The following is a 26,633-nucleotide window of genomic DNA, read 5'->3' as shown; positions in this document are numbered from 1 at the left end:
GCCCCTCCTTATGCTGATTGGTCATTGTCTGGATGCTCCGGTTTAGCCGGGTTGTTTTTAGTCTTATCTTGACTGAGTTGCAGCAAAAAATCTTGCATCTGTTGCGGCCACGGCACACCAATAACCCCAAAATTCTCTACGACGCTCAACCCCTCCCGGCCGGCATAAAATAATATTGCAACCATTCTGAACACCGGTGCTCCAGGCTGCACCCAATCGTCCACCAGTGCGGCCAGGCCTACAACAAAAAGAACGGTTATCTTACGAATACCGCCCCAAAACATTATGTCGCTGCTGACTGTCTTGGTCTTAAACGCTCCAGCTACCCCGCTTAAATAGTCCGCCAGCATAAGCACGATAAGAAATTGCAATGGTTTGTCGTACCCGCCCAGCCAGCCTGCAGTCATGGCAAGCAATCCAATCAAAGCCGACGATAAGCCTGTCGCAATCTCTCGAAATCCTGATCCAATAGCTGCCGTGTAAATCGTTGTAAAAATATTTTTGATATGATTGAGCATTCCTTTGCTCCCCTCTCTAATTGGCATAAAAATAGCCCTGATCGGCTCAGGGCTGGGCTTCTCTATAAATGGAGAAGCAGGTACTAAATTATTATTATACAAGTCCAAAGAATGTGACATAAACATTAAAATTCGTGGCGGATTGATTTATAACATTAAGCGAGACATGAATAACTTTTCCTCCTGAAAGTGTGAAAGAATAATCAGCGAAACGGAGATTAGCACTAGTCGGCTGTACCTTTCTCCATCCTCCACTAAAGACGGTTAAAGCATCGTCTGCGGTCAATGATCCGACACGATTCATATATGCCCCTCTGAAATCAGAAAATGTTAATCCGGTACTGTTACTATCTACAGCTACCGATGTACCCGCTGGAACGGTAACAAACACATACTGTTCGTGATATTCTGGCATGGTACCTACTAGGCCCGCTAGAGGTACGCCTCTTTTAACATTGGAAGCCAACAAACTAGGATAAGCAGCTTGCAATTGGGCCGGTGAAACTTTTATTTCTCCAGCTCCCGGTCCCCCTTTCCGGTAGCCCTCAGCGGGGTAAACAGCTAGCGCACCATCTGGCCATTGTCCGACTCCTATTGCGGGGTCGCCACCATTGGTTATAACAGGTAAAGAACCCTGCATACCAAAAGTTTCCTTGTCAGCTCGAAAATTAGCGGGTATGAAATCGGTATCTACCGCAGTTACGCGCTGTTCAGATTCATACGCTCCAGTGGGTACATAAATAGCAAGCTGACCGTTCCCTAGATAAGCCGTACCTTCTCCCGGAATAGTATCAGTTGCCCGTCGATCTATAAGCGTTCCAGGAACTAATCCGTTATCAGTCCCTATTGTTTTGCCCGCAACAACGTCACTATCAATCGCCGTTCCATATTCACCTCCCTCACCCTGTAATATAAAATCCGTTCCATCGTACACAACCGTATACACTCCGTTTAGTGTGAGTTTAGCGGCAAGGCCGTTAGGTTTTCTAATCGGCCTCGCTCCTAAACCATTTGCATTAAGCGTAGGATTATCACCCGACGCTACGTGCGCTTTAAATGATAGGCGTATCCCTGCGTTCAGCGCCGCTAGGGCTGGAGTTAGGGCAGCAATATATGCTGTTGCAGTCCCGGTAGTTACGGCAAAAGATAGAGTACCTTGAACAATTTGCGCAAGCGTTTTACTTTGCAATGTTGAAGCATTCAAACCGCTGTCATCAGTATCTACTGTCAATAGCTTAGCCAATACGTCAGCAGCCGTATAAGACGATATATTAAGTTTAAGCGCCAAAGCATTTATTACCGTTGCCGCAAAATTCGGATCATTATTCAGCGCATCGCCGATTTCCTTCAGCGTATCAAGCGCATCCGGTGCAGCGCCGACAACAGCTTCAATCCGCTGATCGGTCTCCATTTTGGAGTAAATACTGTTCTTATCTGCCTTGGTCAGCAGTTGGGTATCTGCATAGGACTTGGCTGAAGCAAGAGAGGCATCCGCTTTTTGCTGAGCACCTGCCTGCGTTTCCCTAGCATTCCAAGTTACCCTCTCGGCTGCTGTCAGATGCCGACTGACGTCACTGACATGAGTATCGACTTCCTCAGATAACACTTCAAGTTGCCCCTGCCCATTCTCGACACCGTCCTCTAAATGATTGAGTCGTTCGGAAGTGATTCGTGTCCCTTCTTGTATCAACTCATAGAGTGGACGCCCGGTCTGGGGGTCTGTCTTTTGTTTTCCAGACGCGTCCTTGATGGGCCTGCTCAGGTCAGGAATCTCGTCTTTCCAGATCTGTTTGTTATACGCCACCTGAACTCACCTCCAATCTCAAAACAAATTCAAAGACAATCAAAAACCCCTTATCATTTTTGATCACATTAAGGGGTTGATCTGCTAATAGATTACCGTCTGCATCCAGCAAGGAAGCTCCTAATAGCGTTTTCCCGATCGCTTGGGTCTCGGTGATATACACATACTTCCGAACGCTTAATCCGGAAATGACGGTATTAAAAATCGGATAGGCTGCTTCCTCACCGTTTATATTCACCCGCGCACTTGTGACATGTCCGCTTAAATCGCTAACCAGCTTATCAAGCAACAATGGCTTTATAACCTCTGACATCCTTAACCTCCTCCAAAGGGAACTTCAAAGCCGCAAATGGGGAAATCCACCCGATGTGAATAACCGAAACCTTGAACGTTAATGATCTGTTCTGGGATCTTAGAACTGAACACCGCTTTGCGAATGTGAACCGGCCGGATATATTCGAAATCCGATTCCAACGCCACCATGTTCACGGGCTGATTCACCGAAAATTCAAAATGGATCTCTTTATTCAGAAAATCTTCAGTGATCCCCAGTAACAAACCGTGTTTATTCGCGGTTAGCCGTAAAAGTGGCAGCATAAACGAACGATTTGCCCACTTTTTGCGTCGGATCGCCTCTCTTCGCTGTTCTGCCGTACCTGTTTGATTCTGCCGGAAGTAGATCCACTCCCATACGGACAGCGCCCAAGTGGTTCGCTGCAGTATAAACTGATTGCCCAGATCCTCAATCGTTTGCTCTCGCTCAGACATTTCCTTTTCCATCACGGAGAAGTGACGATCCGCCATATCGATTTCATACCAATAGGGCGGTAGCATCTGCCGATAACGAAGTGGAATCATGAGAGAATCACCTCAACCTGCAGAACAGAGGTGACTGGGAGTTCAATATCTTCTACTCCACCGTTCAGTGTGAAGGTGTCGTAATCTTCAACACCTGGGATTAGCAGTAGAGCTGCCACATAGTTGTAAATAAGCTTAGACCTGCCCTCTCCGTAATCTAGCACCCGCTCCCGGATTGTTGCTGCCAACCCATCTAACGCAACACTTGTCATAAGGTGTGCTTTTAATTGAACGACGAACACTGGCGCTGGATGTGTATCCAGGTCATGTCCGGCTATCCGTTTGGTATCCCACATCAGTTCTTTGACCTGCAGGGCGAAGGTTGGCGTCACTGGTTGTCCACTCATATCTGTAAGATACAGATCAATGCTGTTATCATGCCGCTCTTTCTCACGTGCGATAACGCCGCCTACACCCTCAATTTCCAGCGCCCAAGTTTCATAATCCCGTTCTCTACCACTACCTTCTTCGGTATAGGCTCGATCTAGCATGCGCAGTCGATAGGTGTCGTCGTCCTCTCCTTCTTTACGGACAATACCATCCGACCAACCATGCGCATCTAAAAACTCTTCATCTGCCCAAATCGGAAACGCTTGGATAAATCCATAGGTCCATAACGCCTGTTGTTCGGCGATCTCCTGAGCCAAGGGATACCAAAGATCATAAAAATACTCGCCTTCATCCGTTGGTGGGGGCGGCAATCCTCTCTCTTGAGCCAAGGTAATCGCTCGGTTAACCCAACGCCGATAAATCTCCTCCGGCGTTTCTTGCAGAATGGGCATGCTTGGCAAGGCCGGAAGATCCGTTAATTTGATAGTCATAAGCTAACTGCCTCCTCCAGTTCCACTATTCCAGCTAATCCTGTGATCGCTATCTTCAAGTACATTTCTTGTCCGTCCCGTTCTATCGATTTCACCTCAGCCCGCACAATCTCCATATGAGCCGTCAATGCTTCTTCCATATCTCGCTTGATCTCTACATTTTCCCAAGAGGACCACTCCGACCGTTCGACTCCGACTTCTTCGCCATACAGTACATAACGAAAGCGTTCGGTGTTCAAAATCTTAAGTGCGGTCTGAACCAGATACTCCGCATAGGTACTGGTCTTCTGGGGATAGCCTTCATCGTTTAAAATGGCTCGACGGTTGCGGTAGTCGATCATATAGGTCCATTTTGTTTCCGATACCACCGATTCCGTCAGCTCTATTTCATTGAGATCTGAAAGATCCAGATCAGGAAATAAGCTTTCCTCCGCCACCGCTGCTCACTTCCTTTCCGAGCACGTAATAGCGCTGACCCGTAAGCCGTGAAACAATGAGCCGATCACCCGTTTGTAAAGGACTAGGAATCACTAGAATACCGGTTAACGTGGAGTTCTGCGGCTGCGTGATCTCAAATACTGCATCGATTCGTCGATCCTGTAGATACTCTGCAAAGACCAACTTATCTGCAGGATATGGCTCTGGATCTCCGTCCACTTCGATCTGAGGATTTCCCGGCCAGCTCAATAACGTAGCGCGCTCCGTGTCACGGGCATCGATGTGACCCGAGGTCTTTTCTCTCAATAGCTTTAACGCATCATTCAACAATAGCTATTCCCTCCTTTCCAACTCAAGCTTCACTGTGTACAGACCATTCTTAAAGCTGGAGTCTGCTGACTCTACAATCCACTTGGACGTATGATCCGTCTTGATCAGCACCATCCATCCAGCCCGTAGCCCCGCAAGCGTATGATCCTCATGCTTGACCGTGATCTTCTTAATTTGTTTGGCAACCGATAAGGCCTTAAGACGTTGTGTAGCAAGGGTGTCAGGATCTTCATCCTCTTCAACCTCAATGATTTCTTCCATCCGCCCCATGGCCTGTACTGCACCGGCTGCCGTCTTCGTTACCGATGAGGCGAGTACATCATCCTTATATTTTTGAGCAGTCACGACCGTATAGGTCTCCTCGATGGTAAATCCGGCGGTGCTGGCTTCCATCTGCTCCGGAATAAACACCGGAACACGAGTATTTGTACCCTCGCGAACGACCTGCAGATAAAAACCAGTATCCGTCCGGACAACATCCACATGGTACCGATAGCCGCTTCGCTCATATGCTTTTTGAAGTACGTCCAAGATTAGCTCTGAATGGGTCATGGTGCCGTAGCGCTCGTCCAGAGTGAAACCGAATGCCGGACAACGGAAGTCAATACCCGTCGTTTTGATATACCGCTGCAACTCCGCACCCGCTTCCCCCTTGAGATACGGACGAGCTCCCTTGTTCTTAGCCAGATACCAGCCAATCTCTCGGGCTTCAATCTCCCATTCGTTCGTAAATTCATTTTGCTCATACTTGATGATCGGCCCATGGAAGAATTGATTTTTATGATGAAGCACTCCCACTCCAGCTAACTGCAGTGAAAAACACATCAGCATGCCGGCCACCTTGATATCAGATGTGTCCCGCAATCGAACGGTCGCACTTCGAAAAACCTCATCTCGTGCAGAGGACCAGGACATTTCAACAGTGGCATCAGTTAATATTTGCCGATTACTGTCTTTGCCATAAACGATCGCAAAGTTATCCATCCTATCTCGCGCCCTTTACACTATTGTTCTTATCCAAGATCCGTTCTTTCTGAGCCAGATAATCAAAATCTCCTTTAGCGTTAGCAGCTGCTGTTTTCGCTTCAGCCTTTTTCACTTTCTCACTCTTGACCGTATTGTTCTTCTTATCCGTCTTCCCGGTAGTGTTGGGGCGGCTCTTGGATGACTTGGTAATGATTACGCCAGGCTTCAGCAACTGCTTCGTGTTAGAATAAGAAACAATCTTGACCGGATCAAACTCCACGAAATTAAAGGTCAAGTGCAGATTCGCCTGACCGTCTTTATACGTTCCCTCCATACTTTCAAACCACATGGTTTGGGAAAACAAAGATTCAAAGTTAATGACCACCGGCTTGGCTTTCCATTCCTCCATCAGCTTCCAAGCCTGCTCCGGGGATTGATAGATAACCGTTTCTTTTCCGGTCTCCCAAAGTTCCTCCCAGGCACGCGGGAAGATCACAGAAAAAGAGACCCGCTTCAATTTTGAAGTGAGTCTCTTACCTGTCTTCTCTTCTCCGGTAATCACCGTGAAAGTTTCAACTTCATTACTAGATGTAATCTGGATCTCTGCTGGTGTAATCGGGAAGGTGAAACGGTTTTTGTCACGGATCATGGTCAACATCGAATCACCCTCCGCTTTCCAATGCTTTGTACAATTCTTCTCCGAATATCTTACGAAATACAGAACGGCCTTGAGGACTGGTTAACATCTTCGCAAACTCCGCAAAATTCGTGATCCCCTTGGCTAATTCACCGAAATCAATATTGATATTCTCAATCACAATATCCCGCATGGCTGCAGGAGCCTGGCTCAGCGTCTTAGTCACCGGCATGCTCGCGGACCTCATGCCTACAGCCCCACCATTTGCATACGGCCGAGCCCCAAGCAAACTCCCGGCTTGCTCCCAAAGCGCCATCCCTCTACCTCTACGCTGAGCAGATAAGGGTATGATCATCTCTGGACCGGCTTCACCAACCAGACCCATATGCGGATCACTGATCAGGCCGCCATCTGCATACTTTTTCTTCTTTCGTTTCTTCCGTCGTCCAAAGAATCCAGAGATTCCATCATATAATTTTGCACCGACCTTCTCGCCGCCCATTGTACCAATGAGACCCCCAACGGCACCGCCAATCGCAGTCCCTACACCCGGCAACAGGAAGGTTCCTAACAAGGCACCCGTGGCTGCGCCGCCCAGAGCACCCCCAGCAGCACCACCGACAATTTTAGCTGCCTGACGTCCACGCTTCCCTTTCTTAGCAAAAGCAATATCCCAGGCGTCCATGGCATAACCCAATGGGCGAACCACTTTCCCGAGCACTTTACTGGCTTTAGCAAACTTTCGCATCTTTAAGGCCTGTCTACGAAGTTGATGCCCTGATGCTCGAATCTTGTAAGCATCGGAAAGACTGCTGGCTCTGCTCATCGCTTTGCTATATCGTTTAACGCCCTGTTTCTTGACCATTTCGAGTGAGCCATGAATCCCTTCTGCGTAGCCGGCCCCGTATCCGATGTTATCGTTATTATCATCAATGTACGACTTGGCTTTATAGGCATTGGCCCGAAGGGGTTGCGCGCCTACGATACCACCGTTAGCATACGCTCGAACGCCAAGCCGCTCCCCTGCCTGCTCCCATAACTCTACACCGCGCTTGCGACGTCCGGCAGAGAGAGGAATAATCGCTTCGGGTCCTGCTTCACCAACTAAACCGAGGTGAGGGCGATTAATGACACCGCCGTTGGCATAGGCTGCACTGCCGCTGGAATGTTGCGACGAAGTATTCAACGTCGCAGCCGGTCCCGATGTAATCAGTCGTTTGAATGCATTGCCGATGTCAGAGACTACAGCAGACAATAATGGGTATCTACTTCTCATGCCTGCGGTGATTCGAGAAATAAAATTACTCCCCCAGCTCTCACTCTGACTTGTGACCGATTGAATGGAAAGCAAATGCTGCTTTGTCTCATCGGTCGCCGTCTTCACTGCAGTCCCGATCCCAAGCATGCCAGCTCCAGCTAAAGCCGTTCCTTTCACGATCCCATTGGTACTCGTTTTCGTAGTCGCTCCGAGTAGTTGGGCCTGAATAGACGTTTTCTTAGCAGCTGTTCCAACCGCTAGAACATTTTGCTGCGCCGAGGTTGACTCCGTGCTCTTCCACATGCCTGAAATATCTTCTTTAACCGTACTTACCGTTTGCTTGACTCCACTTTTTTCAACAGCACTGCTAACGGCTGACAGCAATCCGTTCTTAGCAATATCAGAACTAAAGACACCAAATGTCTCCTTCAGTTTCTTTTCTTGGTCCGGCGTCATCGTGCCAAACGTAACTTTGGATTCGGGTGGCGTGGTCGATACCTCGGCTGGCTCTTCTTTTTTCTTGCCGGTGATCCAATTACCGATCGAGTACACACCATCTACAGCTTTTTTAGTCCAGCCAGCATTATCGGCCATTGATCCCAGTTTTTCGCCGACCCAACCACCTGCTGCAGCACCGACTGCCGTACCAATAGGACCTGCCAGAGTTCCCACAAGTCCACCGACAATCCCACCAGCAGTGCCGCCTACCATCGAACCCCCCATTGAAGATACACCGGATCTAAGGCCATCATCTTTAGATGCCTGATACAGATCATATCCGGTCATCCCAATACCGGCCACGGTACCCACTATGCCTGCTGCTTTTAAAGCCTTCTTGCCACCTTTAAACACACCTTTAAGACTTTTCAGTCCACCACGAGCAGGAAGATCTGGAATGACATCTGGAATGGATGAAGTACCGCGGAGTCGTGTCGTATTTCGAGCAGTGACCCGAACGCGGCTTGCAGTTACATCCGGAATGGCATCGACATCTGGCAAGTTGGTGGTTCGTGTACCTCGCCGAGCGCTGATCGACCCTCCAGTTGTAGTACGACCACTCCTTGTGGTACGACTTAATGTTCCAGCGCTGCTGCTTCGTCCGCGTCGGCTGGTCTTCTTGCCTCTGCTCCCGCTTTGTCCTCCAAGACTACCTCCGGATTCGTTAACATACACGATACCCGCGTTAACAGTCATCGATGAAATAGAGCTCAGCCCTAATGCCCCGCCCGTGTTTCCAGCACTTCCCCGACGAAGGATAAAACCGCGGCTCTTTGAAGTCCCTACTTCTTCAATTGGGGATATCGTACCTATTGAACGATTACGCCCCAGCCAATTCTTTGCTCCGTTATAAACACCTTTCGCTCCGGTATAGCCTTTATTTATCGTTTTGGCCGTTTTCACAACACCAACCGTACCAAGTAGCAACGCTAAGCCTGTATTGATGGCAGTAAAGTGATCATTATAAATACTGGTGATCCCACTAATGAACCCACCCACGGTTGTACCCAATGCCTGTATCTCGTCCTTATTTTCGGTAAGCAACTTGTTAAACTCTTTCATTACCGGCAGAACAGCTGTAGTCAGGTTGGCCCCTACCTCTTGCATCTGCTGATCCATTAACGCCCGTGTTTGGATCACATCTTGCATGGGATTCGCATCTTGTTGGGCTTTGATCATTCCATCCATAGTGCCGGCTATCCCTGAAGGAGCCTGCTGAAAAGGAACCTGGAAGGTTTTTAAAACTGCACTACCGTTATCTTCCGCTGTTGCAGACCCAAGTGAGACCAGGGACGCTTTCAGCTCGCTTTGTGTTTGACTGGCTAAGTCGGCGACCAAAGCCATGAGCGCACCTTTCGCACGCTGATCTTCACCGGAGTTAATATCTCCAGTAAATGTAGCCGCCTGCTTGGCTGCTTCTGTTTTACCCGCACCACGCAGCGTGAAATACTTCTCCATGTCTCCAGAGTCCAACGCTTTAACACCGAACGTCTCTTTAATGAAATCGGCAGGCTTGTCAAAGTTAAAGCTACCTTCCTTCACACTTTGGGTTAAGAAGTTAGCCATTTGACCCGAATTGGCTCCGGTGTTTTTGAAGTAACCACTATATTCCCAGAAGGTATCGAACAAGTCTTGCTGTCGATCCCCAACCTCTTTATAGGCGTACATCATGCTATCTGCGACGGAGCCGTACGTTTCTTTAAAGGTATCTGCCGACTGTGCTAGAGCGCGGTTAATTTCCTCGGCTCCGGAATCTGGACGGATAAATTGCATTTTTGCGGAAGTACCTAGAAATTCACTTGTTTGCGATTTATCCCTTACCAAAGGAGCTAAGTCGGCTAATTGCTTGGCGCCTTCGGTTTGAGATGGAATGATTCCTTGGGCATGTAACGCATTGACCGTTTGAAGACCTTTCGCGCGCGCATCAGCCGGTAATAGAGCCGCACTGCGTGAAGCCTCGGTATTATAATCAATTGCACCACCAAACATGGCGTCCTTCAGTCCACCCCCAAGCAGCATGGCTCCAGCAGTCGCCGCAATGGTCGTCATCTTGGAAGAGATCCCATCCAGAACCGGACTCACATCATCCTGTGCGCGAAGATGAATCTTCGGGTCCCGCATGGCTCTGATTTCAGAATCCGCCCTGGATGTCGATCGGCGAAGTTCGTCCGCACCATTACGGGCGCGCCGAAAGACATCATCCACATTGACCCGGCTCAGCCTACGCGTTTCATCTGCAGCATCACTGATACGGCCACCTAAATCATCGGCTGCACTCCGCGATCTTCGCAGATCGGAGACTAGGTTATCTCCCATCTGTCCGGAAGCGCGACGGAAGTCTAATAAATCATCGGTTGCTCCGCGTAGCGCCGTACGGATATTCCGGACAGCACCAGAAATAAGGTCCCGCGCTTCGAACGGGACCGTCACTTTTGAATTTGCTGTTATCGTTGTTCACCTCCATCCCGCTCTATTTTTTCGCCAGCCGCTTCGCTTCTTCTTCAGCAATCATGCCGGCGGCCAAGCAAAAATAATATTGCCGCTGTCGGTCAACCTCAAACGGCAAGACTTCGGATGGTAGCCGTTTCTGATTGATCCAAAAGGAGGCTACCCAGCTTGCTTCTCCGTCTTGCCGGATAAGTTTTTTGCTTCTTTAAGCAGAGCGTCCTTCGTTTCTTGGAAGTTGCGCACGGCTTGGCTTAGCGCGGAATAATCAGCTGGATTATCTAGCAAGCGTGGCGGCAGCTCGTACTTACTGATGCAGTTGAAGGCCAACAGCAATTCCTTATCGTTCCAGTTGAAATCTTGTTCGGTTGCCTTAACAATCATGACATCGATCTCGTTATAGGACTCTTTCGGATCACCGTTCTCTTCATAAGCCAGTTCATAAGACCGGCGCACATCGATGGTGGTCAAACGGCGAACAGACCATTCTTCACCATCTGCCAGCACTGTGATAGTATCATCATCGCGACCTGTTTTGCCCTTGGAAAGGTACTTTTCTAATTTATCGCTCATAAAAATTCTCCTTTTCACAATAAAAAAGCTCTATATCATCTGATATAAAGCTTAAATATTAGTACTATTTTAAGACACTTCTGAACAATGACTACAAAATGCCCCCCCTAAGGTACCCGTTTCAAATAACTTTGCACAATTAGGGCATATTTCAAAATGAACTGAACACTCTTGGCAAATTGCTTCACCTTCACTTGTAAGCAAATGGGCATTAGGCTTTTTACATCTTGAGCAACGATCTTCTTCCGCGTATTCCTGTTTGTATCCTAAAAAGTTAACAACTTCAAAGCCTCCGACTGTTATCACTGCACTATCAATTTTTATGAAATCCTTTTCTTTTTCAAAATCCACTTCAAATTCCAAGCTGATAGATCCTGAGATTTCCATAGATACATCACAATCTTCTGAATAATACCTAGAAAAACTTTCAGTTACAGTTGCTTCAATTTCACAAGTAAAAGCACCCTCTATCACAACATGGTTTTCATCAACAATTTCTGTAGAATCGATTGATAGATTTGGCAATTCTATAGAATAAATTTCCACATCAGATAGAGCGTTTTCGAGATGTGATTCTAAATCACCACTGTGTATTAAGTAGCTTGTTAAGTTTAAATAATCATCGAGTGTCTCCTCCCACCCTTTAAGCTCAATTATTTCCAAGCTAACTTCTTCAGCATTTAATTCTATATGAGTTGTATGATCAACCATGTTATTAATAACAGAAGCATGATCGATAAAATTAGAGAGGTTTAGGATTATAAGTTCCTCTGAACTGTATTCTTTGAATTCTTTAAATAATTCCTCTCTAGGCCTTTCTGGCTGCCCATCCTTATCAAGTACCCACCAATCTTCTTTTTCATCTAACGTAACGAAGATTAAAGGACAATTACATTTATGAGCCTTTTCTAAAATTTGTTTCCAAAGAATCAAATCTCCAAACTTTTTCCTTTTAGTAATATCTTTTTCATCTTTTTTTATATCCATATAATCAGGAGGAATTTTGTAAAAATAGCGTTTTTCTCCCTCTTCAAAGATATTCAATAGCTTAGATAGTGGAAAGGTCTCTCCAATACAATTATTTTTGACAAGCCTTTGGACAAATAAAAGCACATTATCATCCTTAATCATTTTTTCATTTTTTTCACCTCAAACATAATTTCATCTTCAAATTTTTTTGATTCTAACCGTACAATTTCGATAGCATTATTTATTTTTTCATTTAATATATTAACTTTGGGAAATCTAAATTTATTAAATTTAATAAACTGCTTGGAAATATCATTTTTAGTAGTGAGCATAATTCTCTCTACTTCTTTTGATACTTCTTTGTATTTAGAGAACTCACGCCTTACAACTTCAGAATGATTATCTTGGAATTCTTGTAAAACTTGATCAGGAATCCAAAGATTATTAAAGATTCTTTCGAGCACTTTTAGAACATGATTGGTGGTTTCAGGAGAATATCTGTACAGGCTTAAAAGACCATTAGTATCAATTACAACCATTGGTTCCTGGTCCCAAATATCTTTAAACGTATCAAATGAAATTGTATATGCCATAAAGTTAAAAGTCCTCTCCTCATCAAGTAAATAATTAGCCGGAGAAAACCGATAATAAACAGCAATTTATCAATATACTCAAAATCAGCTAATCCGATGGAAAAATCATACATCAAATTTCATTTTGTAACAATAAACTATCACAATATTCAAGCCATATAATCTGGGAACTGCTCTATAAAATCAAAATCATTTGCAGTTCCGGAGAGTGTGATATCAATGCCATTATTTTCATCGATCTTGGCAACGAGCAGATCCATTTCATCGTGAATATGCACACCGCTAATCATTACCCGCTCCACATTCCCGGTTTGCATATCCTCAAGCGAGCCAGTGATTCGGTCCAGGAACATGGTCTTACCCGCCTTGAAGTCGGCCAGAAGACGGTAACGAAGGGCAGACTCCAATTTCGACATCACCAGTTTCACCGTGATTTCATATCCCACAATCTGCTTCGTCTTGGACATCTTCCGCGCACGGATAATATCCAGTGTCTCCGGCTTCAGGATAACCTCCACTTCTTTAATCGTTTGAATTGAATCCCCGTTATCATCCTGCACCGATAAATTACGGCCAATCAGTTCGCGTTCCATCGTTTACGCCACCTCCCAATCAATATTAAAGATTTCAATCGCATCCAGTGGCTTGGCCGACAATGAGAAGTAAGCATAATCTGCATCACTTGTCTTCGTCGGATGCTCTGTAAAAGTGAATTCGGATCCTATCGCTTTTTGCTGAGAACGAATCTTCAGGTAACTGACTACTGCGGCTATAAATAAGCCACGCCCGTCCTTGTCATTGTCGAGCTTGGCCTTATTCGCTTTGCCGGCAGCATAGATGTCATTCAACAACTGATCAATCGTCATGGACACGCGGATCTTCCCGAAGTCCTCACGTTCCCCTGTGCCAAGCGTAGTCAGGGTATTCACGGCAGACTCAATGATATAGTCATAGCCGTCTCGGGTCGCCATCAGTGTGCCTTCGGCCAGACCTTTCAGCACTTCGCTGTGGCTCCAGTCCACCTTCGCTTCGCTCATCGGAACCCTAACACCCGTAAAGGATTTATTGGCCGGTGTGCCTGCTGCCAGTCCCGCAACCCAAGCAGCCCATTGGATAGAAGTATAAGTCTTGCCATTGGTGTGCTCCCCAGCCAGTGCGCAGTTGATGATGAAACGAGCATTCATGGCACGGCTGCGGGCATTGTGTGCGTCAATATCGCCATCCGTAGCCGAAGCCCCTGCAACCACTAACTGAGCCAGCTTACGAGCCTTGGAGCGACGATCCAACAGCCATTGTTTAGCTGCAGCCTGCACGGCTGCGTCAGAGGACGGTAGGTACATGACATCAAACACCAAACCGTCAATCCGGTTAAAGATACCGCTCCAATTTGCAGCTGTTATGGCTGCAGTGCCTGTCACACCACCGATTAGCTTGGTATAAGCGACATCAGCCAGAGTAGTGACTCCGGTATCCTTGAACCGCACCATGTTAGACTTCTTCAACGTTTCCACAGCCTCTGCTTTGTCGGCGACCAGGAACGTCTCGGTGTCGTAAATCCCTTTCGTATCGCGGATGACAATTTCTTTTTTCGCTGCATCCACAAGACTGGTGCGTACCATGTATTCAAAATCATTTCCGCGAGTACCTGGATAACGAGCTTCAATGGTGTAGCTATTTGCCACAGCGATCGAAGCCAGCACCTCATTACCGCTCGTCACTCGGTAGCCCACCACGGTCGCCCCGTTCTCGGCTGCCAGTTCCAGTTCATCTACCAAAAGGCCTGTTTCCTTAAACCGCTCCGACTGATCCGCCAGATCCACGGCTTTGTTCGGCAGGCCCCACTCCGCTTGATACGGTACCAGCACGCGGCCGGATACTGACAGGACACGCGACTTTGCAACTGCCTGCAGCTCCACATACGCGCCGGGTCTACTCCGTTGTATCGACATTCACTGTTTCCTCCTTTGTTTTGGGATGCAGATAAACATCCACTTTCTGAATGACTTCCTGCTGCGAGAGCAGGGCATCATCCACACAATCAAAAAGAGCGCCGGCGACTTCAAAGCGTTCCCGCTTCAAAACCACTGCGCTCTCTATCCATTCTTGTTTACTTCGCTTATTCAAATCGTCGAGCCCTGCAGACGCGGCAGCCGACGACTGCCGTTCTAATCGCTTATTACTGCTCATGCCTCGTGCTCCTCTCCTTCATATGCAGTATGAAATTCGTTAATCTTCTCAACGGGAATGCCCTCGCCATTTACAAGCAGCTTAGGAACATGAAGTAAGTATGAGTACCGAAGAGTGACTTCAGTCCGATCCTTTAGCTCCCGTGTACGTGGAGCCTCAATCACCATCATGATTCCGAAGCGTTGTGAAGCTACACAGAATCGACGCTGTCTGAGATATAAGAAGAACGGAGCCAGATCCAAAGGAACCGGCTCTCCCTGATCCTCTATCTCGCTGCGTTCCATGTCAAAATGGAAGACCATTCCTACATCCTCTATAATCCGATCTGCCCTCGGCGTATGTGCTTTGTCCGAAACGAGATCCGTTTCCACGAATACACTTGGTCGTTCAAATTGTCCGGCCTGCCATAACGATCGATCACGTAGAATGGGAAGATCCGGATACACCTGCTGCACGATTTCCGCCCAAGCTTTGAGCCCTACATCCATCAAGACAGCATCCTCTCCAATTCCTTATCCAGGCGCTTCTGGATTAACTCATTCATACCGCCTTCCAGCTGTTTCACCGCGATATCAAAATAATGCCGACCTATAAAGGATCTGGGTCTGGCCATAAATCCTGTTTTCGCGCTCGGGTCATGTACAAATGTACCATTCGTTGCCCAATAGCCTGGTACAAAGTGAGCTTTGTGAACGGTGTACCCATCATTGATAAGGTGAGGATAACCCGCTTTTCCAGTGTCTCTGCTTCGTGTCTCTAGATTAGAACCGACCTCCAGTGTGATCGCATTGCGGTCCACATCCCACTCCCATACATTTCCGTCTTCTCCTCGAGTAAAGGAGTTCCACATTGTGCCTGTATCAATGAGATCCTGTTTATCAATCTCATCAATGATCAGGTTTAACAGCGTCTCACCCACCGCCTCAGCAATGTTCCGAAGGATCTCGGTCACTCCCTTCTCGCTTAACTTTTTGAATTTTTTAGCCAAACCGTCAAAATCATGAATGTTCACTGCCCTTCACCTCACATGTCACCAATAATTCACGCCAGTAACGGCGCGGGTTGGAGTCAATCACCAGATACCTACGTCCGAATAGCAACACTTCGTCACTAATCCGGACATCTGCTGTCTTTGGAACGCCGATTGTCTTTTTGACAATGTATATGATAGGTGTGGCGTCTGCCTTGGCGTCGGTCTGCGTCTTAACAACAAAACAATTTAAATCCGTGACTTTCCCGGATTTCCTGTCACTAAACAGACCATCGGCATCTTGCTGGCGACCGACCCGGTACACCGCCAGCGGGGTGTTCATGCGGTGATTCATAACAAATAAGCCGTGATGTTCCCATCATCCGGTCCCGATTGCTGTTTTTTAACCCAAAGGAAGAGAATAGAGTCCACATCGGCATTGCCCGTGGTCTTACCCTCGACTGCCTGCCTCGTATACGTCCAAGCGCCGTCACTCTCCGCTGAATAACCGCGGGCGACCGAAGCCAAGTATTCCTCACTGTCCTGCAGCGCAAGCGACTCCGCCAGCTTCACCCATGCCAGCATCAGCTGTTTGTCCACGACTTCTGGGAAAAGAACGGACAAATACAGCTCGATACGCGTCTGAGCATCATCAATATACTGGTCTAGTTGCTCGGGAGTGGCCTCCTGTATAGCGCTGACACGACTACGACTCTTAAGGAGTGTCGTTGTTAGCATCCGGCACACCGCCGCCTTCCAGCGCCTTCAGAGCAGTGATCAGATCCGGCTTCTTCATATCAACAAAACGCTCTATGCCGGCCTTCTTCGCTTTGTCCTTCAATTGTGAAACGGTCAGATCTTCCAGAGGGATGATCTTCTCCGCTTTCACCTCGAAGTCAGGATGATCATGTAGTTTTTCCAGCACAACCGAATCTTCCACAAGTACCGGCTTAGCCGGCTCGAACCGAATACTATAAAGCCGCAGAGAGGCGTTCTTGCCTCTGTAGGTCGCATATGGCATTAAAATTCCACCCCTTCCACATAGGCCAGAGCCTGCGGTTCTTCGAAGATGGCGTCAAAGTCAGAGTGAATCGCGTAAAATCGTTTATCAGTCCAGATTGCCTCCTTGCCCTCGGTCGTCTTCCGGATCTGCATATCGTAGGTATGGACCATGGCAAAGTTCGGCTGATACGTAAAGAGAATGGCACCTTCCGGCATACTCCAAACCTCTTCGACATCATAAGCGTTGATCTTCTTCACACCGCCCATGATCTGCAGCTGAATCGATGCGCTCGTGTCTTTCTCAGCCAGCATCTGAAGGCGTTCGCTGAAAGTGTTCGGATGCATAAAGTATTTGAATACGCCACCGGCTCTGTACCGCGTCGGGATCGCACGTTCTACCTCAAACAAAACCCCGGTTTTCTCTTTCGCCGAAAGCGTACTCCAATCCAGATAATGCCCCGTTGTTCTGGCCAGCTTCAGCCAGCCGTCATTGATCGTCAGAAACTCATAATCCGGATCCGTGTTGGGGGTATTCGTATCACCGTTGAACGCTATGTCCTGCATATTCTCGCCATAGTTGTTGGCCATATGCCGCATGATAATTTCTTCAGCATTTTGGCCACGAACCCGTTGCGTCTGGCGAATAAACTCTTCGGTGATGTCAAAAGGAAGCACCACCGGTTCTACCGAATACGGAATCTGCGGAAAGGTCAGCCTTGGTGTGTTAGTTGCCATAATGTTCTCTTTTTTACCACGCATGTTCCGGCCCCTTACACCTACCTTATCAATAGTCCCTTTTGAACTCTTCCGGTTTTCATGACGAATACCTTTAAGGAAGCCGTTGGCTTCGTACGCCATATCTGTGAAGGCCTCCACTTCCTCATAATTCAGAGCGTTTTGGTCCATCGATGTAACTATTGTAGATTTCCGGATGCTGTTTCGGGCAATATTTCCGTTCGTTCTCATAAATACTTTCCTCCTTCTAATTACAGAAAGCGTCCGAAACTAACGGCGCCTTCTGATTTGCTGATTTCTTCTTGATCGTCTCCCTGGGCAGATGCACCGCGGCTGTTCTTCACCAGTTGCACATCAGCTGCCAGCGTCTGCATTTGCTCGCTCAGCGGTGCCAGGGCTTTCGCAATGGCATCCGTAATCGCAGTCTCTTCTGTACTCGCTGCCAAAGCAGTACCGCTTTCAGGCTGGTCACCTTCGACACCTTCCTCTTTCTTCAGCTCCGTAATCTCTGCCGTCAGGCCCTCTACCTGTTTAGCGATCGGAGCCAGTGCGGCCGTTACAGCCTTGGCAATATCCTCAGCTTTCAAATCGTCATCCTCCTCGGGCTCATCCTCTATGGGAGCCGTTTTATTTTTCAGTTCAGTTAAAGCAGCTATGGCATCCTCCACATGCTTGAGGTTACCCGCTGATATTTTCTTACCAGCCTTGGCGATTGGTTCCGGTGGTGCGCCGATGGCTTTGACGATGTCTTCCTTTGTAAGCACATCCTCGGCAATATCGACAAAGTCCTGCAGCGCCTCCCGAATGGTCTCTGGATCTGTCTCCAGGCCACTCTGCCAAGTGTCCCAATTAAAAAGAACCGAGTTGAGGGCATCCTGCGCCGCCCAAAATTCTCGGTTCTTCCGGTTCTTATGGTATTTGTCAGCGACTGCTCCCTTCTCGATCAGACCAAGTGCTTTGGCGATCCGGCTCAAGAGTCCCTTGGATACCTCCGCTTCATCCTCGATCTCTTCCCTTTTACCTACACCCCACATACTGAAGCCGGTTATCTCGCCTTTCTTGATGGCTTCCCAGGTGTCGTCGTCGGTCACCTTCACAGCTGCCACCCAAGAGCCTTTCACGATCTGCTGCTCACCGAGCGTCATGTCGCAAGGTGCAATGTACGACTCTATAACAAATCCCTTGTCGACTTCGAGATCATGCTGCTTGTCGATGTTATAGGTGTGCTGCTTCTCCATGAAGAGATGAGCTGCCTTCTCAATCTCGACTTCATCCATTTGATCGTCATGTGCGTCAGCCATATCCGGCTGATACACAACACCTTTGACAATCCGCTTGTCATCATCAATCTTGGAAATCTGGACCTGTTTCTGAATAGCGTTCTTCCCAGCAGCCTTGATAATGGCGAACGGTACGCCGTTGGCACCTTTGTCTACCAGAGAGATGTGCGTGATTTTTGCGTCTTTCAGTTTAAAAGTCATATTTTCATTTCACCTCCTTTCACTATTGAAGAATTATCCAAAAGGTTGTATATTTTAGTAGATCCTAAATTCTAGAAATAGAAGGGAGTTGGTTGAAAGTGACTAAACTTTTGACCTACCCTCGTTCTTCTGTTTAGAAATTTAGTAATTAGAATCAAGCAGGGTAAACTGTGAAGAAACACAGGGTAAACTGCACGGGGGCTACTTATTATTTTCTAAATGTCATGTGCTAATAGGGACTCAGTTATTGCAGGGTCACGTCTGCATAAGTCATGGCGTCTCTCAAGAAGCCTTAGTAGCACCTAAGGTAATACCGACTCTTCAGTCACCATGCTGTACGGGGCTACTAACCATAGAGCCAGCCGTTGTCGGTAATTGCAGGAGATAAGAAGTGTAAAAGCGTGAGACAAGCCCAGAAGCTGTGCTAAGCTTCTGGGCATTGTTATTATTTCAATACCGATTGCATGGTACAGCGACAACGAATAATCTCTTCAGCTCGCCCTGACGGATCTCCCGGAAACATTAGTTTGCTTTTGCCCACCTCAAACGGTTCGTCCAGTGCTCTAACCTGACCGTTTGCCTTCTTATGACTCTTTCGTGTTCGGTCGCCCTTTGAAGACCGCCACTTCTTACCTGTGACGACCTCCGATTGCTTCCAGCCCTCGACCTTCCCCCCATTGGCAGCAGCTGTGCTCATTGTGCGGGAAATCGTGATTGATCTTTCCATGTTAAAAGGGCCAGCATCTCCCTTGGCTGCTGCAGCACTAATTCCCCGTACAAGTAGTGCGCGTTCCGAAGGTGTCTTCCCCTCTTTGATTGCTTTCTGGAAGGCTCGGGTCATGGTGTCCTTAGAAGTTCCATTCATATCGGGAACAAGCTTCTGTAGGTTTTTTGCAAACCGTGAAGCTGCCTTATTCTTCGTGGACCACGTCTTGTCATTACTAAGAGCCGAAAGCTCTGATTCCCCAGCTAGATGATACAGCGGTGTGAAGGCATCATATACGGCCTGCTCAAACTCAACGGTAAACAAATCACCGTTCTGAACAGATACCAGCACCTTACCCAGCTCACCGATATCAATCAGCAGCTCCTCACTCAATTCCTGAATCGCATCGTGCAACGCCTTTCCCTGCAGCTCCAAAATCTCTATTATTCGATTCTCTCCCTGCTTGTACAACTCCTCCAACACAGCTCGCTCAGCATAGTTAAGCGCCAAGCTATCCAGAAACTCAGTGTCATCTGCCTTTGCAATCTTCTCCCAGCAGTACTCACACATGAACGTCCGCCTCCTGGTCACTCTTTCGCAGCAACCGCTTAGCGATCGATGCCACTTGCTCCTGTACGTCATTCGTGTCTGTATCCTTCAAGAGCGCCGGCTGACTGTTAAGCATCTGAGCGATCGGCGTATCCAGATATTCCTCACTGTACTTGGATTCATCTATTGTCGTATCTAACACTTCTTCGGCAATCGGAATCAGGTCACGAATCAGCATAATTCCTCGGTCCGCAATAAAATCCAGAAGCGCCTTGCGATCTTCCGGATCGATGATACGTGGACCACGAAGGGTAGCTCGTACCCGAAAGATGCCCATAGCCGGAAACAAACGTTTGTTAAAGATTTCGTCCATGATCCAAGTCCGGTAAGGCTCAAACACTTGCTCCTCCGCAAACCGAAGGGCGGCCTGTGCCGTCGCTCGGTTATAGTCAGAACTCTGGCCAACGAGGATTGGTGGTAACCGGAAAGACGAAAGGATGTCTGCCTTCTTCTCTTTGCCATACTCCAAGAAGAGCGCATCTTGCTGCAGTAGATCGTTTAACTTATCAAGTTTGATAGATACCTTCTCGACCTTTTCATCCAGTGGTCCACCGGTCTCTTCTCCCAAAGCCTCTAAGTAGAGGATGCCACCTTGAGACTGTGAACCTTTAACGTTCTTTAGTAGCTCCATGGATTGCTTGGAAAGCCGACCATTTGTCACTGTCAAGATCATAGAAAGCATGCGACCATTTGAAAAATAGGAAACGTTCAGTTCCTCGGCCTCTCTACTGCCGACTACGCCCGGTGCATTGCCGAACCAGCGAGGCTCCCCATAAGGTCCATCATTACCCAGCTTCAAGGGGATGATTTGATTCCCTTCGCCTTCAGTCCCGAATAACCGGAACCACACCACACTCTGCCCTCGCTTCATTGCATAACGTCGTGCATAGATATCCTGCGAGAACTCCTCAATCTGCTTGGTGGAACGAATCCGCCGTTTACGCTTGATGGTCGCCTTATCGGTTTCCCGGGTGCAGCGAACAAACTTCGGATTCATCCGGTAAAGCGTTGGAAACTCACTGCCTGTAGGCCAGGCCACTTCCACGTTTGCCATACCACTGCTCTCTAAATCATCGATCAACGAGTTAATAATCTCCTCTGGTGAATCCTCCAAGTTACAAGTCTCCAGAAACTTGTCTGCTCGGTTCCATTCATCTAAGGCCGTTTGGTCACTCTCGCCAGGAATATACTCCAAAGCAATCCCATAACCAGAGATGTTTCGCCGGTATGCTTCAATACACTGTGGAATGATACTACTATTTTTGACCAGTAGCTTACAGCTTGCAGGATCATTACCAGGAGGGAATGGCAGCAGCCCGTGCTGATCGTAGAGGTTTTCAAAGCTATCCGGCAGCTGCGCGCTGGAAGGGATATGCCGATCCTCTGCTTTTGATATCTGGAACCACTGCGCCTCACCACTCATACGTTATACCCACCCCACATCATGATCTGATCGCTCCTCTCTATCCTTTTTCCGCTGCTTCACACGCTGCAGCAAGTAATCCGTATGGATGCCGTAACGGCGCGCGTCACAGGTATGGTCATTTTGCTTAATGGGCTTGTCCTCACCACGCTTAGCCGCCTTTTCATCCCATACGTAAGACACCAACTCCATGAGGGAATTAGTGTTGTCTGCGCATATGAAAAGTTCATTACTTTGGAAGCGATTAGAAACGGTTTGAATACCATCCAGGACGCTATTCACAGCAGCCTTAATATGACTCATCCCTCGTTTACTCAACTCGATAATAAATGCCTTGGCCGATGGATCAATGAAGATAACTTTCTCATCCCCATCTACGAATGCCTGCAGGTCATCCGCATACTCCGCATTCGTCTTCTCACCCGCTCGCCGGATATCATGATAATACTCCTCTAGCTCATAATAGATGCTACCCTTCACGCCATATTTCAGGAACGTCGTCGGGTTGTTAGCACCATAGTCAATGCAGATAAATTTACGATCAAACGAGGTAGGGAACCAATCCCTCGGTTTCTTATGAACTGCATCTGCAAATTTCGAGAAGATCACGCCTTCTGCCATGACCCACAAACCTAAGATATATCGTTGATAAAATATCCCGCTGTACATTCGGCGGTACCGCTCTCGTACCCGTTCAGATAAGGAGAGATTATCATCCATCGTGAAATGCAGATGCAACGCCTGTTTACGCTCCAGTTGATCCAGCCATTCGAGCTTGAACCAGTGGTAAGGGCCTGCTGGATTACAGTTGAACCACAGCTTTGCTCTATCTACGGAACAGCGAGCCGTTGCCTGATCGACAAACGACTTCGGCATTAACGCAACCTCGTCGAAGAACATACCTGCCAGCGTGATACCGGCGATAAGGTCCTGAGAACTCTCATCCCGTCCACCAAACAAAAAGAACCGGTTGCTTATTAAGCCCCGGGTAATGGTCAGAACATTTTCAGATCGATTGTCATGAACACGATACCCACGACTGGCTAACATACGTTTCAATGGGCCTATGACGTTACGGCGAAGTGCACCGATGGTCTTTCCAGACAGGCCAAACTGCTCACTATTAAAGGTTTCTGTTGCCCATACAATATAAGAAAAGGACATGCATACCGTTTTGCCGGCACGTACCGAACCATCGCAGATGATGGCATCCTTATCTGCATGCGGGCTTTGTCTTGGCATCCACCAGGTCATGACCTTCAGCTGCTTCACAGAAAAGGGTGACCATTTGAACGACGGTGGCTTTAGTTTAAGCTTCGCCATCGTTCCACACCTCCAACGCCTTACCCTTTAGCGCATCGATAAAGCCATCGTCCTCGAAGTCGTCATTGCCACCGCCGCGAAGCATCTGCAGCTCATATCGCATCGTTTCAATGCGAATCTGCTTCTCTTCATCAGTAAGGCGGTTCTTCAGATCGATCGCGCGGATCTTCTTATCCTGGATGCGCGTAAGAGCTTCTTCAAGTTTCAGAATGTCATCCAGCTTACGATATTCCTTTTCTTCGATACGCGATTCTACCATTTCATTACGGGAATGCGGAATTTTCTTAGTGATGCCTGTTTTCTCATCATGAAGAATACCGACCTCTTTAATAGCCTTCAGTTCATACAGCACACTTCGCTCTTTCTCAGACAGGCCATCCATGAGAACCTTAATCCGCTGCATCATACGTCGTTCGCGGATAGTCAGAAGGTACAGAGATTCATTCGCCTGGATAATCGGGTCAGTGTCGACCTGATCGATGAGCTGCTGCTCGGATTCGGTTAGTGTGTCCATCCAGATCGTCTCATGCTCTCCGGTAGTGACCGCCTTCTTATTTCCTTCAGGGCCACCTGAGCCGCCGCGGTTTCCCTTAGCGTTTTGGTTACCAGGTGGAGCACCCCCACGATTACCTATTGCGTTCGCGTTCCCTTTGGGAGCACCCCGATTATGTGGAGCGTTCCCTTTGGATTCAAGTGGAGCGCTCCCTTTGAGATCATCCTGCCAATGGTCCAGCGACTTCCATTTTCTGACCTTGCTCTCACCTATAGAAAGAGCAGCGGCGATGTCTTTTAGCTTCATCTCGCCACTACTCTCCAGCCACATCTGTTTTGCCTTGTCCCGCTCGGGACTGCGTTCTCTGGCCATTTACATGTCACCACCCCCATTAAAAAAGCAGCCCAAAAGGGCTGCTGCATTCATTACTAAACTACTTAAGTCCATAAAATCCATTTAGATCTGATAACGTAAAGTTGATATCAAGATTAGAAAGATTATCTTTACGTTGCTCATAAAAAGATTTTAGGAGTTCTTTCTTTTCCTTTGGTCGTGCAAGATGGATCATTCGATGACAGTTGGGACAAAGGGCTAGAATATTACTTTCTGTATCAATGGAATTAGTAAAATCATTTTGAAACTTCATGGGAATTAAATGATGGGCTTCAACATAATTCTTCTTGCTCGCGTTTGAAACAAATGTGGTGTGGCTCGAATCGAATTCACACAGTGAATGTGCTTTTTTAATGGCCCTCTGTGCTGTTTTAGGATCTCTATCCCATACCTTAACACCATTTAATACTCTCTGTTTCTTTTTCGTTTTAGGAACCTCTGGCATATCTTTGACTTTACTTAAATCAGTTTCTACAGAATTCTGATAGTCTCCTTCTTCAAAATCTTCATCAGACATAAAAAAATTATCTTTAAGATCATGAACAAGAGCATCGATATCTACGTATCTTCTCATTCTTATTTGAAACTTAGTTTCTTCTATATTACTAAAGCCTTGCGGTGTGAAATTGGTCTTATATCCAAAGAATGAAGAAAACTTCTCTTTTGAAAAGCTCACGGGTTCAAGATCTTTGAGAAAGTATATATATTCCCATGTCTTATTCTCATCATCAGTTCCCCAGATATGCTCAGCCACTTCTTTGTTAATAGTCTTGCATACTATTTTAGCGTATGATCTAAATCCTTCCTTCACATAAACTAATACCGCGTCCCCTGCTTGTAGGTTGTGCCAACGCTTAATATTTGACTTGCCCGGGACAGCCCCCCACATATGAACATTCTGATCAAGGCCATTGACAGCTAACTCATTTTGCAAATCTACATCTAATTTATCGAACACATCTGCTATTCGATAAGGTTTAGCAACTGTTTCTTCGTAATGCACTCTGGCGTTCCTGTCACACGCTGTGAAATAATAAAGCATAACAATCCCCTTAAAGTTCTGTATATTTTTTATTAGAACCAAATGCCTTATCAACTGGGTATTTCTCAGCATTCTTCTGCAATTTCTCAAGAATCGCCTGGCTAGGATTAATGCCGAGATCATGACTCATTAACAAAGCATAGTACAATACATCTGCAAGCTCATCCTGAATTTTAGACAGGCTTTTATCAATTGTTTCATCACTGCTTTTCCACTGAAACAGCTCAAGAAGTTCACTTGCTTCAAGGTTCAGTGAAATAGCTAAATCTTTAGGATTATGGAATTGGCTCCAATTTCGTTCATCTCGAAATGCAACAATTTTCCCGATTAATTCATCCAATTTAATCACCTCTATCTCATCATTCGACAAAAAGGAAAGCTTTCCCTCTTAAGGATAGTGCCAATAATTTTTACGAAATTACAAAACATCACAGTTCGTCCTTCTGCAGCTCAATATCGATCTCAATCAGCTTTTTCAGATCATCCACCGTCTTAATCTCAATCCTGCCATCCTGAAAGTCCTTTACCCACTTAGCTATGCCGGCCTTAACGATCTTCCGATATTGTGACTTGGATTCCAGGATACCGGCTATAACCTCAAGCTCATGCTGCAACATTTCATCTGGTGTTCCCATTGTGTTCCCCTCGGCTTCCCTGTAATATTGGAAACGAGATAGCGGATGTCCAAAAAGCCACGCGTGGCGCGCCGCTACCTCAGCCGGGAGATACCCTGGATGATGAGGAGGACGTTTGCGCGTCCTCCTTTATTTTCAACCATAAAAACCGTCATTTATAACGACGGTTAATTAGGAGATAGTATTATTGAATGTTTCTTTTTACAAACATAGCTTCTTTATTTTTAAAGTTTTTTTCGACTAATTTACTCCTGCAGAAATAATAGTATCCATAAATGATAATTACTACTGATCCTAGTTCAATCAACAATATTTGCCACGGCCCAACTTTGGTCAAAGTATTTTTTAAACTATCAAATACTAGAACTGACCAAATAATAGACACTAATAAGCTTAAGAATTGGTTGATTTTAGATACAGACAAAGGGTATTCAGCGAACGGATTGATAAACTTATTTTTTTGGGGATTGATAACCGTTTTATATAGTGGACCCATTATATCATCTTCTAAGTAATCCACATGTCTTTCCCAGTTATTCTGCCAGAACTTACTTCCTCTGTTAACTAAAAACCAACTAAATGAGAAAAGTAAACCTAATAGGGTTACAATTAAAATATGCCACGAGCGAAGCCTCTCAGCTGTGCTCACATTCCCGTTGATTAACAAAAAATAACCAGCAAACGTTACTCCGATAAACGTCCAAAAATAAGTTGCGCGTTTCCAATATAATTCAATTTCAAATTTTCGAATATCTAAAGCCATCTTTAAAGCTTCATATTGTTTATCGTTATTCAATCTTCTTTCCCCACTAAACTCTTGTAGATACCCCACCTTATCCATAAATACCTTATTCTTTTTAGGTACTTCACTCATTTCGCTACCCCACTTTGTTATTTAATTATCTTATTTGGATATTCATTATTTT

General features: G+C 46.7%; 31 protein-coding genes. All 31 read right to left on the bottom strand.

The window, feature by feature from the left end; translation table 11 throughout:
• Positions 1–8: 8 nt before the first annotated feature.
• A complete protein-coding gene (locus tag GJB61_RS28145) occupies positions 9–518 on the bottom strand; it encodes a phage holin family protein (RefSeq protein WP_154122347.1) in 510 nt (169 codons plus the stop codon).
• 94 nt (positions 519–612) lie between these two features.
• Complete coding sequence (locus GJB61_RS28140) at positions 613–2,322, bottom strand: hypothetical protein (protein ID WP_154122346.1); 1,710 nt, start codon at positions 2,320–2,322, stop codon at positions 613–615.
• Positions 2,312–2,635 carry a hypothetical protein gene (locus GJB61_RS28135; RefSeq protein WP_154122345.1) on the bottom strand — a complete coding sequence of 108 codons (324 nt, stop codon included), beginning with the start codon at positions 2,633–2,635 and terminating at the stop codon, positions 2,312–2,314. Before GJB61_RS28135 ends, GJB61_RS28140 begins: the two co-directional genes overlap by 11 nt.
• Positions 2,636–2,637: 2 nt before the next feature.
• A complete protein-coding gene (locus tag GJB61_RS28130) occupies positions 2,638–3,180 on the bottom strand; it encodes a putative phage tail protein (RefSeq protein ID WP_154122344.1) in 543 nt (180 codons plus the stop codon).
• Positions 3,177–4,001, bottom strand: a complete 825-nt coding sequence (locus GJB61_RS28125) for a baseplate J/gp47 family protein (RefSeq protein WP_154122343.1) — start codon at positions 3,999–4,001, stop codon at positions 3,177–3,179. Before GJB61_RS28125 ends, GJB61_RS28130 begins: the two co-directional genes overlap by 4 nt.
• A complete protein-coding gene (locus tag GJB61_RS28120; RefSeq protein ID WP_338116174.1) occupies positions 3,998–4,438 on the bottom strand; it encodes a DUF2634 domain-containing protein in 441 nt (146 codons plus the stop codon). The genes GJB61_RS28125 and GJB61_RS28120 overlap by 4 nt, the downstream gene beginning before the upstream one ends.
• The gene (locus tag GJB61_RS28115) at positions 4,413–4,769 is read right to left on the bottom strand and encodes a hypothetical protein (RefSeq protein ID WP_154122342.1); all 357 of its coding nucleotides are present in this window, start codon (positions 4,767–4,769) and stop codon (positions 4,413–4,415) included. The genes GJB61_RS28120 and GJB61_RS28115 overlap by 26 nt, the downstream gene beginning before the upstream one ends.
• Before the next feature lie 3 nt (positions 4,770–4,772).
• Positions 4,773–5,753, bottom strand: a complete 981-nt coding sequence (locus tag GJB61_RS28110; RefSeq protein ID WP_154122341.1) for an XkdQ/YqbQ family protein — start codon at positions 5,751–5,753, stop codon at positions 4,773–4,775.
• A gap of 1 nt (position 5,754) precedes the next feature.
• Positions 5,755–6,393: a hypothetical protein gene (locus GJB61_RS28105; RefSeq protein WP_154122340.1), complete on the bottom strand. Its 639-nt coding sequence runs from the start codon at positions 6,391–6,393 to the stop codon at positions 5,755–5,757.
• Between the two features lie 4 nt (positions 6,394–6,397).
• A complete protein-coding gene (locus GJB61_RS28100) occupies positions 6,398–10,558 on the bottom strand; it encodes a hypothetical protein (protein ID WP_154122339.1) in 4,161 nt (1,386 codons plus the stop codon).
• 177 nt (positions 10,559–10,735) lie between these two features.
• Entirely contained in the window at positions 10,736–11,146 is a 411-nt protein-coding gene (locus GJB61_RS28095) for a hypothetical protein (protein ID WP_154122338.1), read from the bottom strand.
• Between the two features lie 69 nt (positions 11,147–11,215).
• On the bottom strand, positions 11,216–12,277 hold the full coding sequence (locus GJB61_RS28090) for a PIN-like domain-containing protein (RefSeq protein ID WP_154122337.1): 1,062 nt from the start codon (positions 12,275–12,277) through the stop codon (positions 11,216–11,218).
• Positions 12,274–12,708, bottom strand: a complete 435-nt coding sequence (locus tag GJB61_RS32285) for a PIN-like domain-containing protein (RefSeq protein WP_154122336.1) — start codon at positions 12,706–12,708, stop codon at positions 12,274–12,276. The genes GJB61_RS28090 and GJB61_RS32285 overlap by 4 nt, the downstream gene beginning before the upstream one ends.
• A gap of 149 nt (positions 12,709–12,857) precedes the next feature.
• The gene (locus GJB61_RS28080; RefSeq protein WP_154122335.1) at positions 12,858–13,301 is read right to left on the bottom strand and encodes a phage tail tube protein; all 444 of its coding nucleotides are present in this window, start codon (positions 13,299–13,301) and stop codon (positions 12,858–12,860) included.
• A 3-nt stretch (positions 13,302–13,304) separates the two neighbouring features.
• Complete coding sequence (locus GJB61_RS28075; protein WP_154122334.1) at positions 13,305–14,657, bottom strand: phage tail sheath subtilisin-like domain-containing protein; 1,353 nt, start codon at positions 14,655–14,657, stop codon at positions 13,305–13,307.
• Positions 14,638–14,895: a hypothetical protein gene (locus GJB61_RS28070; RefSeq protein ID WP_229522491.1), complete on the bottom strand. Its 258-nt coding sequence runs from the start codon at positions 14,893–14,895 to the stop codon at positions 14,638–14,640. The genes GJB61_RS28075 and GJB61_RS28070 overlap by 20 nt, the downstream gene beginning before the upstream one ends.
• A complete protein-coding gene (locus tag GJB61_RS28065) occupies positions 14,892–15,383 on the bottom strand; it encodes a hypothetical protein (RefSeq protein ID WP_229522490.1) in 492 nt (163 codons plus the stop codon). The genes GJB61_RS28070 and GJB61_RS28065 overlap by 4 nt, the downstream gene beginning before the upstream one ends.
• On the bottom strand, positions 15,383–15,907 hold the full coding sequence (locus tag GJB61_RS28060) for an HK97 gp10 family phage protein (RefSeq protein WP_338116172.1): 525 nt from the start codon (positions 15,905–15,907) through the stop codon (positions 15,383–15,385). The genes GJB61_RS28065 and GJB61_RS28060 overlap by 1 nt, the downstream gene beginning before the upstream one ends.
• A complete protein-coding gene (locus GJB61_RS28055) occupies positions 15,894–16,220 on the bottom strand; it encodes a hypothetical protein (RefSeq protein ID WP_154122332.1) in 327 nt (108 codons plus the stop codon). Before GJB61_RS28055 ends, GJB61_RS28060 begins: the two co-directional genes overlap by 14 nt.
• Positions 16,217–16,603 (bottom strand): DUF3199 family protein, encoded by a 387-nt coding sequence (locus tag GJB61_RS28050; RefSeq protein WP_154122331.1) that lies wholly within the window; start codon positions 16,601–16,603, stop codon positions 16,217–16,219. Before GJB61_RS28050 ends, GJB61_RS28055 begins: the two co-directional genes overlap by 4 nt.
• Complete coding sequence (locus tag GJB61_RS28045) at positions 16,581–16,886, bottom strand: Rho termination factor N-terminal domain-containing protein (protein WP_154122330.1); 306 nt, start codon at positions 16,884–16,886, stop codon at positions 16,581–16,583. The genes GJB61_RS28050 and GJB61_RS28045 overlap by 23 nt, the downstream gene beginning before the upstream one ends.
• Positions 16,886–17,833, bottom strand: a complete 948-nt coding sequence (locus GJB61_RS28040) for a major capsid protein (protein WP_154122329.1) — start codon at positions 17,831–17,833, stop codon at positions 16,886–16,888. Before GJB61_RS28040 ends, GJB61_RS28045 begins: the two co-directional genes overlap by 1 nt.
• 20 nt (positions 17,834–17,853) lie before the next feature.
• Complete coding sequence (locus GJB61_RS28035) at positions 17,854–19,083, bottom strand: XkdF-like putative serine protease domain-containing protein (RefSeq protein ID WP_154122328.1); 1,230 nt, start codon at positions 19,081–19,083, stop codon at positions 17,854–17,856.
• Positions 19,084–19,528: 445 nt separating this feature from the next.
• On the bottom strand, positions 19,529–20,359 hold the full coding sequence (locus tag GJB61_RS28030) for a phage minor head protein (RefSeq protein ID WP_154122327.1): 831 nt from the start codon (positions 20,357–20,359) through the stop codon (positions 19,529–19,531).
• Positions 20,352–21,821: a phage portal protein gene (locus GJB61_RS28025; protein WP_154122326.1), complete on the bottom strand. Its 1,470-nt coding sequence runs from the start codon at positions 21,819–21,821 to the stop codon at positions 20,352–20,354. The genes GJB61_RS28030 and GJB61_RS28025 overlap by 8 nt, the downstream gene beginning before the upstream one ends.
• 3 nt (positions 21,822–21,824) lie before the next feature.
• Positions 21,825–23,144 (bottom strand): PBSX family phage terminase large subunit, encoded by a 1,320-nt coding sequence (locus GJB61_RS28020; protein ID WP_154122325.1) that lies wholly within the window; start codon positions 23,142–23,144, stop codon positions 21,825–21,827.
• A complete protein-coding gene (gene terS, locus GJB61_RS28015; protein ID WP_154122324.1) occupies positions 23,131–24,009 on the bottom strand; it encodes a phage terminase small subunit in 879 nt (292 codons plus the stop codon). The genes GJB61_RS28020 and terS overlap by 14 nt, the downstream gene beginning before the upstream one ends.
• Positions 24,010–24,070: 61 nt before the next feature.
• The gene (locus tag GJB61_RS32460) at positions 24,071–24,988 is read right to left on the bottom strand and encodes an HNH endonuclease (RefSeq protein ID WP_338116170.1); all 918 of its coding nucleotides are present in this window, start codon (positions 24,986–24,988) and stop codon (positions 24,071–24,073) included.
• 94 nt (positions 24,989–25,082) lie between these two features.
• Positions 25,083–25,412, bottom strand: a complete 330-nt coding sequence (locus GJB61_RS28005; protein WP_154122323.1) for a nucleotide pyrophosphohydrolase — start codon at positions 25,410–25,412, stop codon at positions 25,083–25,085.
• Positions 25,413–25,500: 88 nt separating this feature from the next.
• On the bottom strand, positions 25,501–25,707 hold the full coding sequence (locus tag GJB61_RS28000; protein WP_154122322.1) for a hypothetical protein: 207 nt from the start codon (positions 25,705–25,707) through the stop codon (positions 25,501–25,503).
• Positions 25,708–25,891: 184 nt separating this feature from the next.
• On the bottom strand, positions 25,892–26,581 hold the full coding sequence (locus GJB61_RS27995; RefSeq protein WP_154122321.1) for a RipA family octameric membrane protein: 690 nt from the start codon (positions 26,579–26,581) through the stop codon (positions 25,892–25,894).
• Positions 26,582–26,633: the final 52 nt, after the last annotated feature.

Origin of the sequence: Paenibacillus monticola, from assembly GCF_009664975.1 — a bacterium.
Lineage (GTDB): Bacteria > Bacillota > Bacilli > Paenibacillales > Paenibacillaceae > Paenibacillus_AQ > Paenibacillus_AQ monticola.
Note: the sequence above shows the minus strand (reverse complement) of the source record. Positions and strands in the feature narration are given on the sequence as shown.

What these genes read in the sequence shown, in the direction of transcription:
- GJB61_RS28000 (WP_154122322.1), bottom strand. Translation starts at nt 25,707, where the DNA reads ATGGGAACACCAGATGAAATGTTGCAGCATGAGCTTGAGGTTATAGCC.
- GJB61_RS28110 (WP_154122341.1), bottom strand. Translation starts at nt 5,753, where the DNA reads ATGGATAACTTTGCGATCGTTTATGGCAAAGACAGTAATCGGCAAATA.
- GJB61_RS32285 (WP_154122336.1), bottom strand. Translation starts at nt 12,708, where the DNA reads ATGGCATATACAATTTCATTTGATACGTTTAAAGATATTTGGGACCAG.
- GJB61_RS28040 (WP_154122329.1), bottom strand. Translation starts at nt 17,833, where the DNA reads ATGAGAACGAACGGAAATATTGCCCGAAACAGCATCCGGAAATCTACA.
- GJB61_RS28045 (WP_154122330.1), bottom strand. Translation starts at nt 16,886, where the DNA reads ATGCCATATGCGACCTACAGAGGCAAGAACGCCTCTCTGCGGCTTTAT.
- GJB61_RS28105 (WP_154122340.1), bottom strand. Translation starts at nt 6,393, where the DNA reads ATGTTGACCATGATCCGTGACAAAAACCGTTTCACCTTCCCGATTACA.
- GJB61_RS28090 (WP_154122337.1), bottom strand. Translation starts at nt 12,277, where the DNA reads ATGATTAAGGATGATAATGTGCTTTTATTTGTCCAAAGGCTTGTCAAA.
- GJB61_RS28050 (WP_154122331.1), bottom strand. Translation starts at nt 16,603, where the DNA reads ATGCTAACAACGACACTCCTTAAGAGTCGTAGTCGTGTCAGCGCTATA.
- GJB61_RS28125 (WP_154122343.1), bottom strand. Translation starts at nt 4,001, where the DNA reads ATGACTATCAAATTAACGGATCTTCCGGCCTTGCCAAGCATGCCCATT.
- GJB61_RS28080 (WP_154122335.1), bottom strand. Translation starts at nt 13,301, where the DNA reads ATGGAACGCGAACTGATTGGCCGTAATTTATCGGTGCAGGATGATAAC.
- terS (WP_154122324.1), bottom strand. Translation starts at nt 24,009, where the DNA reads ATGGCCAGAGAACGCAGTCCCGAGCGGGACAAGGCAAAACAGATGTGG.
- GJB61_RS28030 (WP_154122327.1), bottom strand. Translation starts at nt 20,359, where the DNA reads ATGTGTGAGTACTGCTGGGAGAAGATTGCAAAGGCAGATGACACTGAG.
- GJB61_RS28135 (WP_154122345.1), bottom strand. Translation starts at nt 2,635, where the DNA reads ATGTCAGAGGTTATAAAGCCATTGTTGCTTGATAAGCTGGTTAGCGAT.
- GJB61_RS27995 (WP_154122321.1), bottom strand. Translation starts at nt 26,581, where the DNA reads ATGAGTGAAGTACCTAAAAAGAATAAGGTATTTATGGATAAGGTGGGG.
- GJB61_RS28065 (WP_229522490.1), bottom strand. Translation starts at nt 15,383, where the DNA reads ATGGATGTAGGGCTCAAAGCTTGGGCGGAAATCGTGCAGCAGGTGTAT.
- GJB61_RS28130 (WP_154122344.1), bottom strand. Translation starts at nt 3,180, where the DNA reads ATGATTCCACTTCGTTATCGGCAGATGCTACCGCCCTATTGGTATGAA.
- GJB61_RS28095 (WP_154122338.1), bottom strand. Translation starts at nt 11,146, where the DNA reads ATGAGCGATAAATTAGAAAAGTACCTTTCCAAGGGCAAAACAGGTCGC.
- GJB61_RS28055 (WP_154122332.1), bottom strand. Translation starts at nt 16,220, where the DNA reads ATGAATCACCGCATGAACACCCCGCTGGCGGTGTACCGGGTCGGTCGC.
- GJB61_RS28025 (WP_154122326.1), bottom strand. Translation starts at nt 21,821, where the DNA reads ATGAGTGGTGAGGCGCAGTGGTTCCAGATATCAAAAGCAGAGGATCGG.
- GJB61_RS28070 (WP_229522491.1), bottom strand. Translation starts at nt 14,895, where the DNA reads ATGAGCAGTAATAAGCGATTAGAACGGCAGTCGTCGGCTGCCGCGTCT.
- GJB61_RS28020 (WP_154122325.1), bottom strand. Translation starts at nt 23,144, where the DNA reads ATGGCGAAGCTTAAACTAAAGCCACCGTCGTTCAAATGGTCACCCTTT.
- GJB61_RS28035 (WP_154122328.1), bottom strand. Translation starts at nt 19,083, where the DNA reads ATGACTTTTAAACTGAAAGACGCAAAAATCACGCACATCTCTCTGGTA.
- GJB61_RS28075 (WP_154122334.1), bottom strand. Translation starts at nt 14,657, where the DNA reads ATGTCGATACAACGGAGTAGACCCGGCGCGTATGTGGAGCTGCAGGCA.
- GJB61_RS28145 (WP_154122347.1), bottom strand. Translation starts at nt 518, where the DNA reads ATGCTCAATCATATCAAAAATATTTTTACAACGATTTACACGGCAGCT.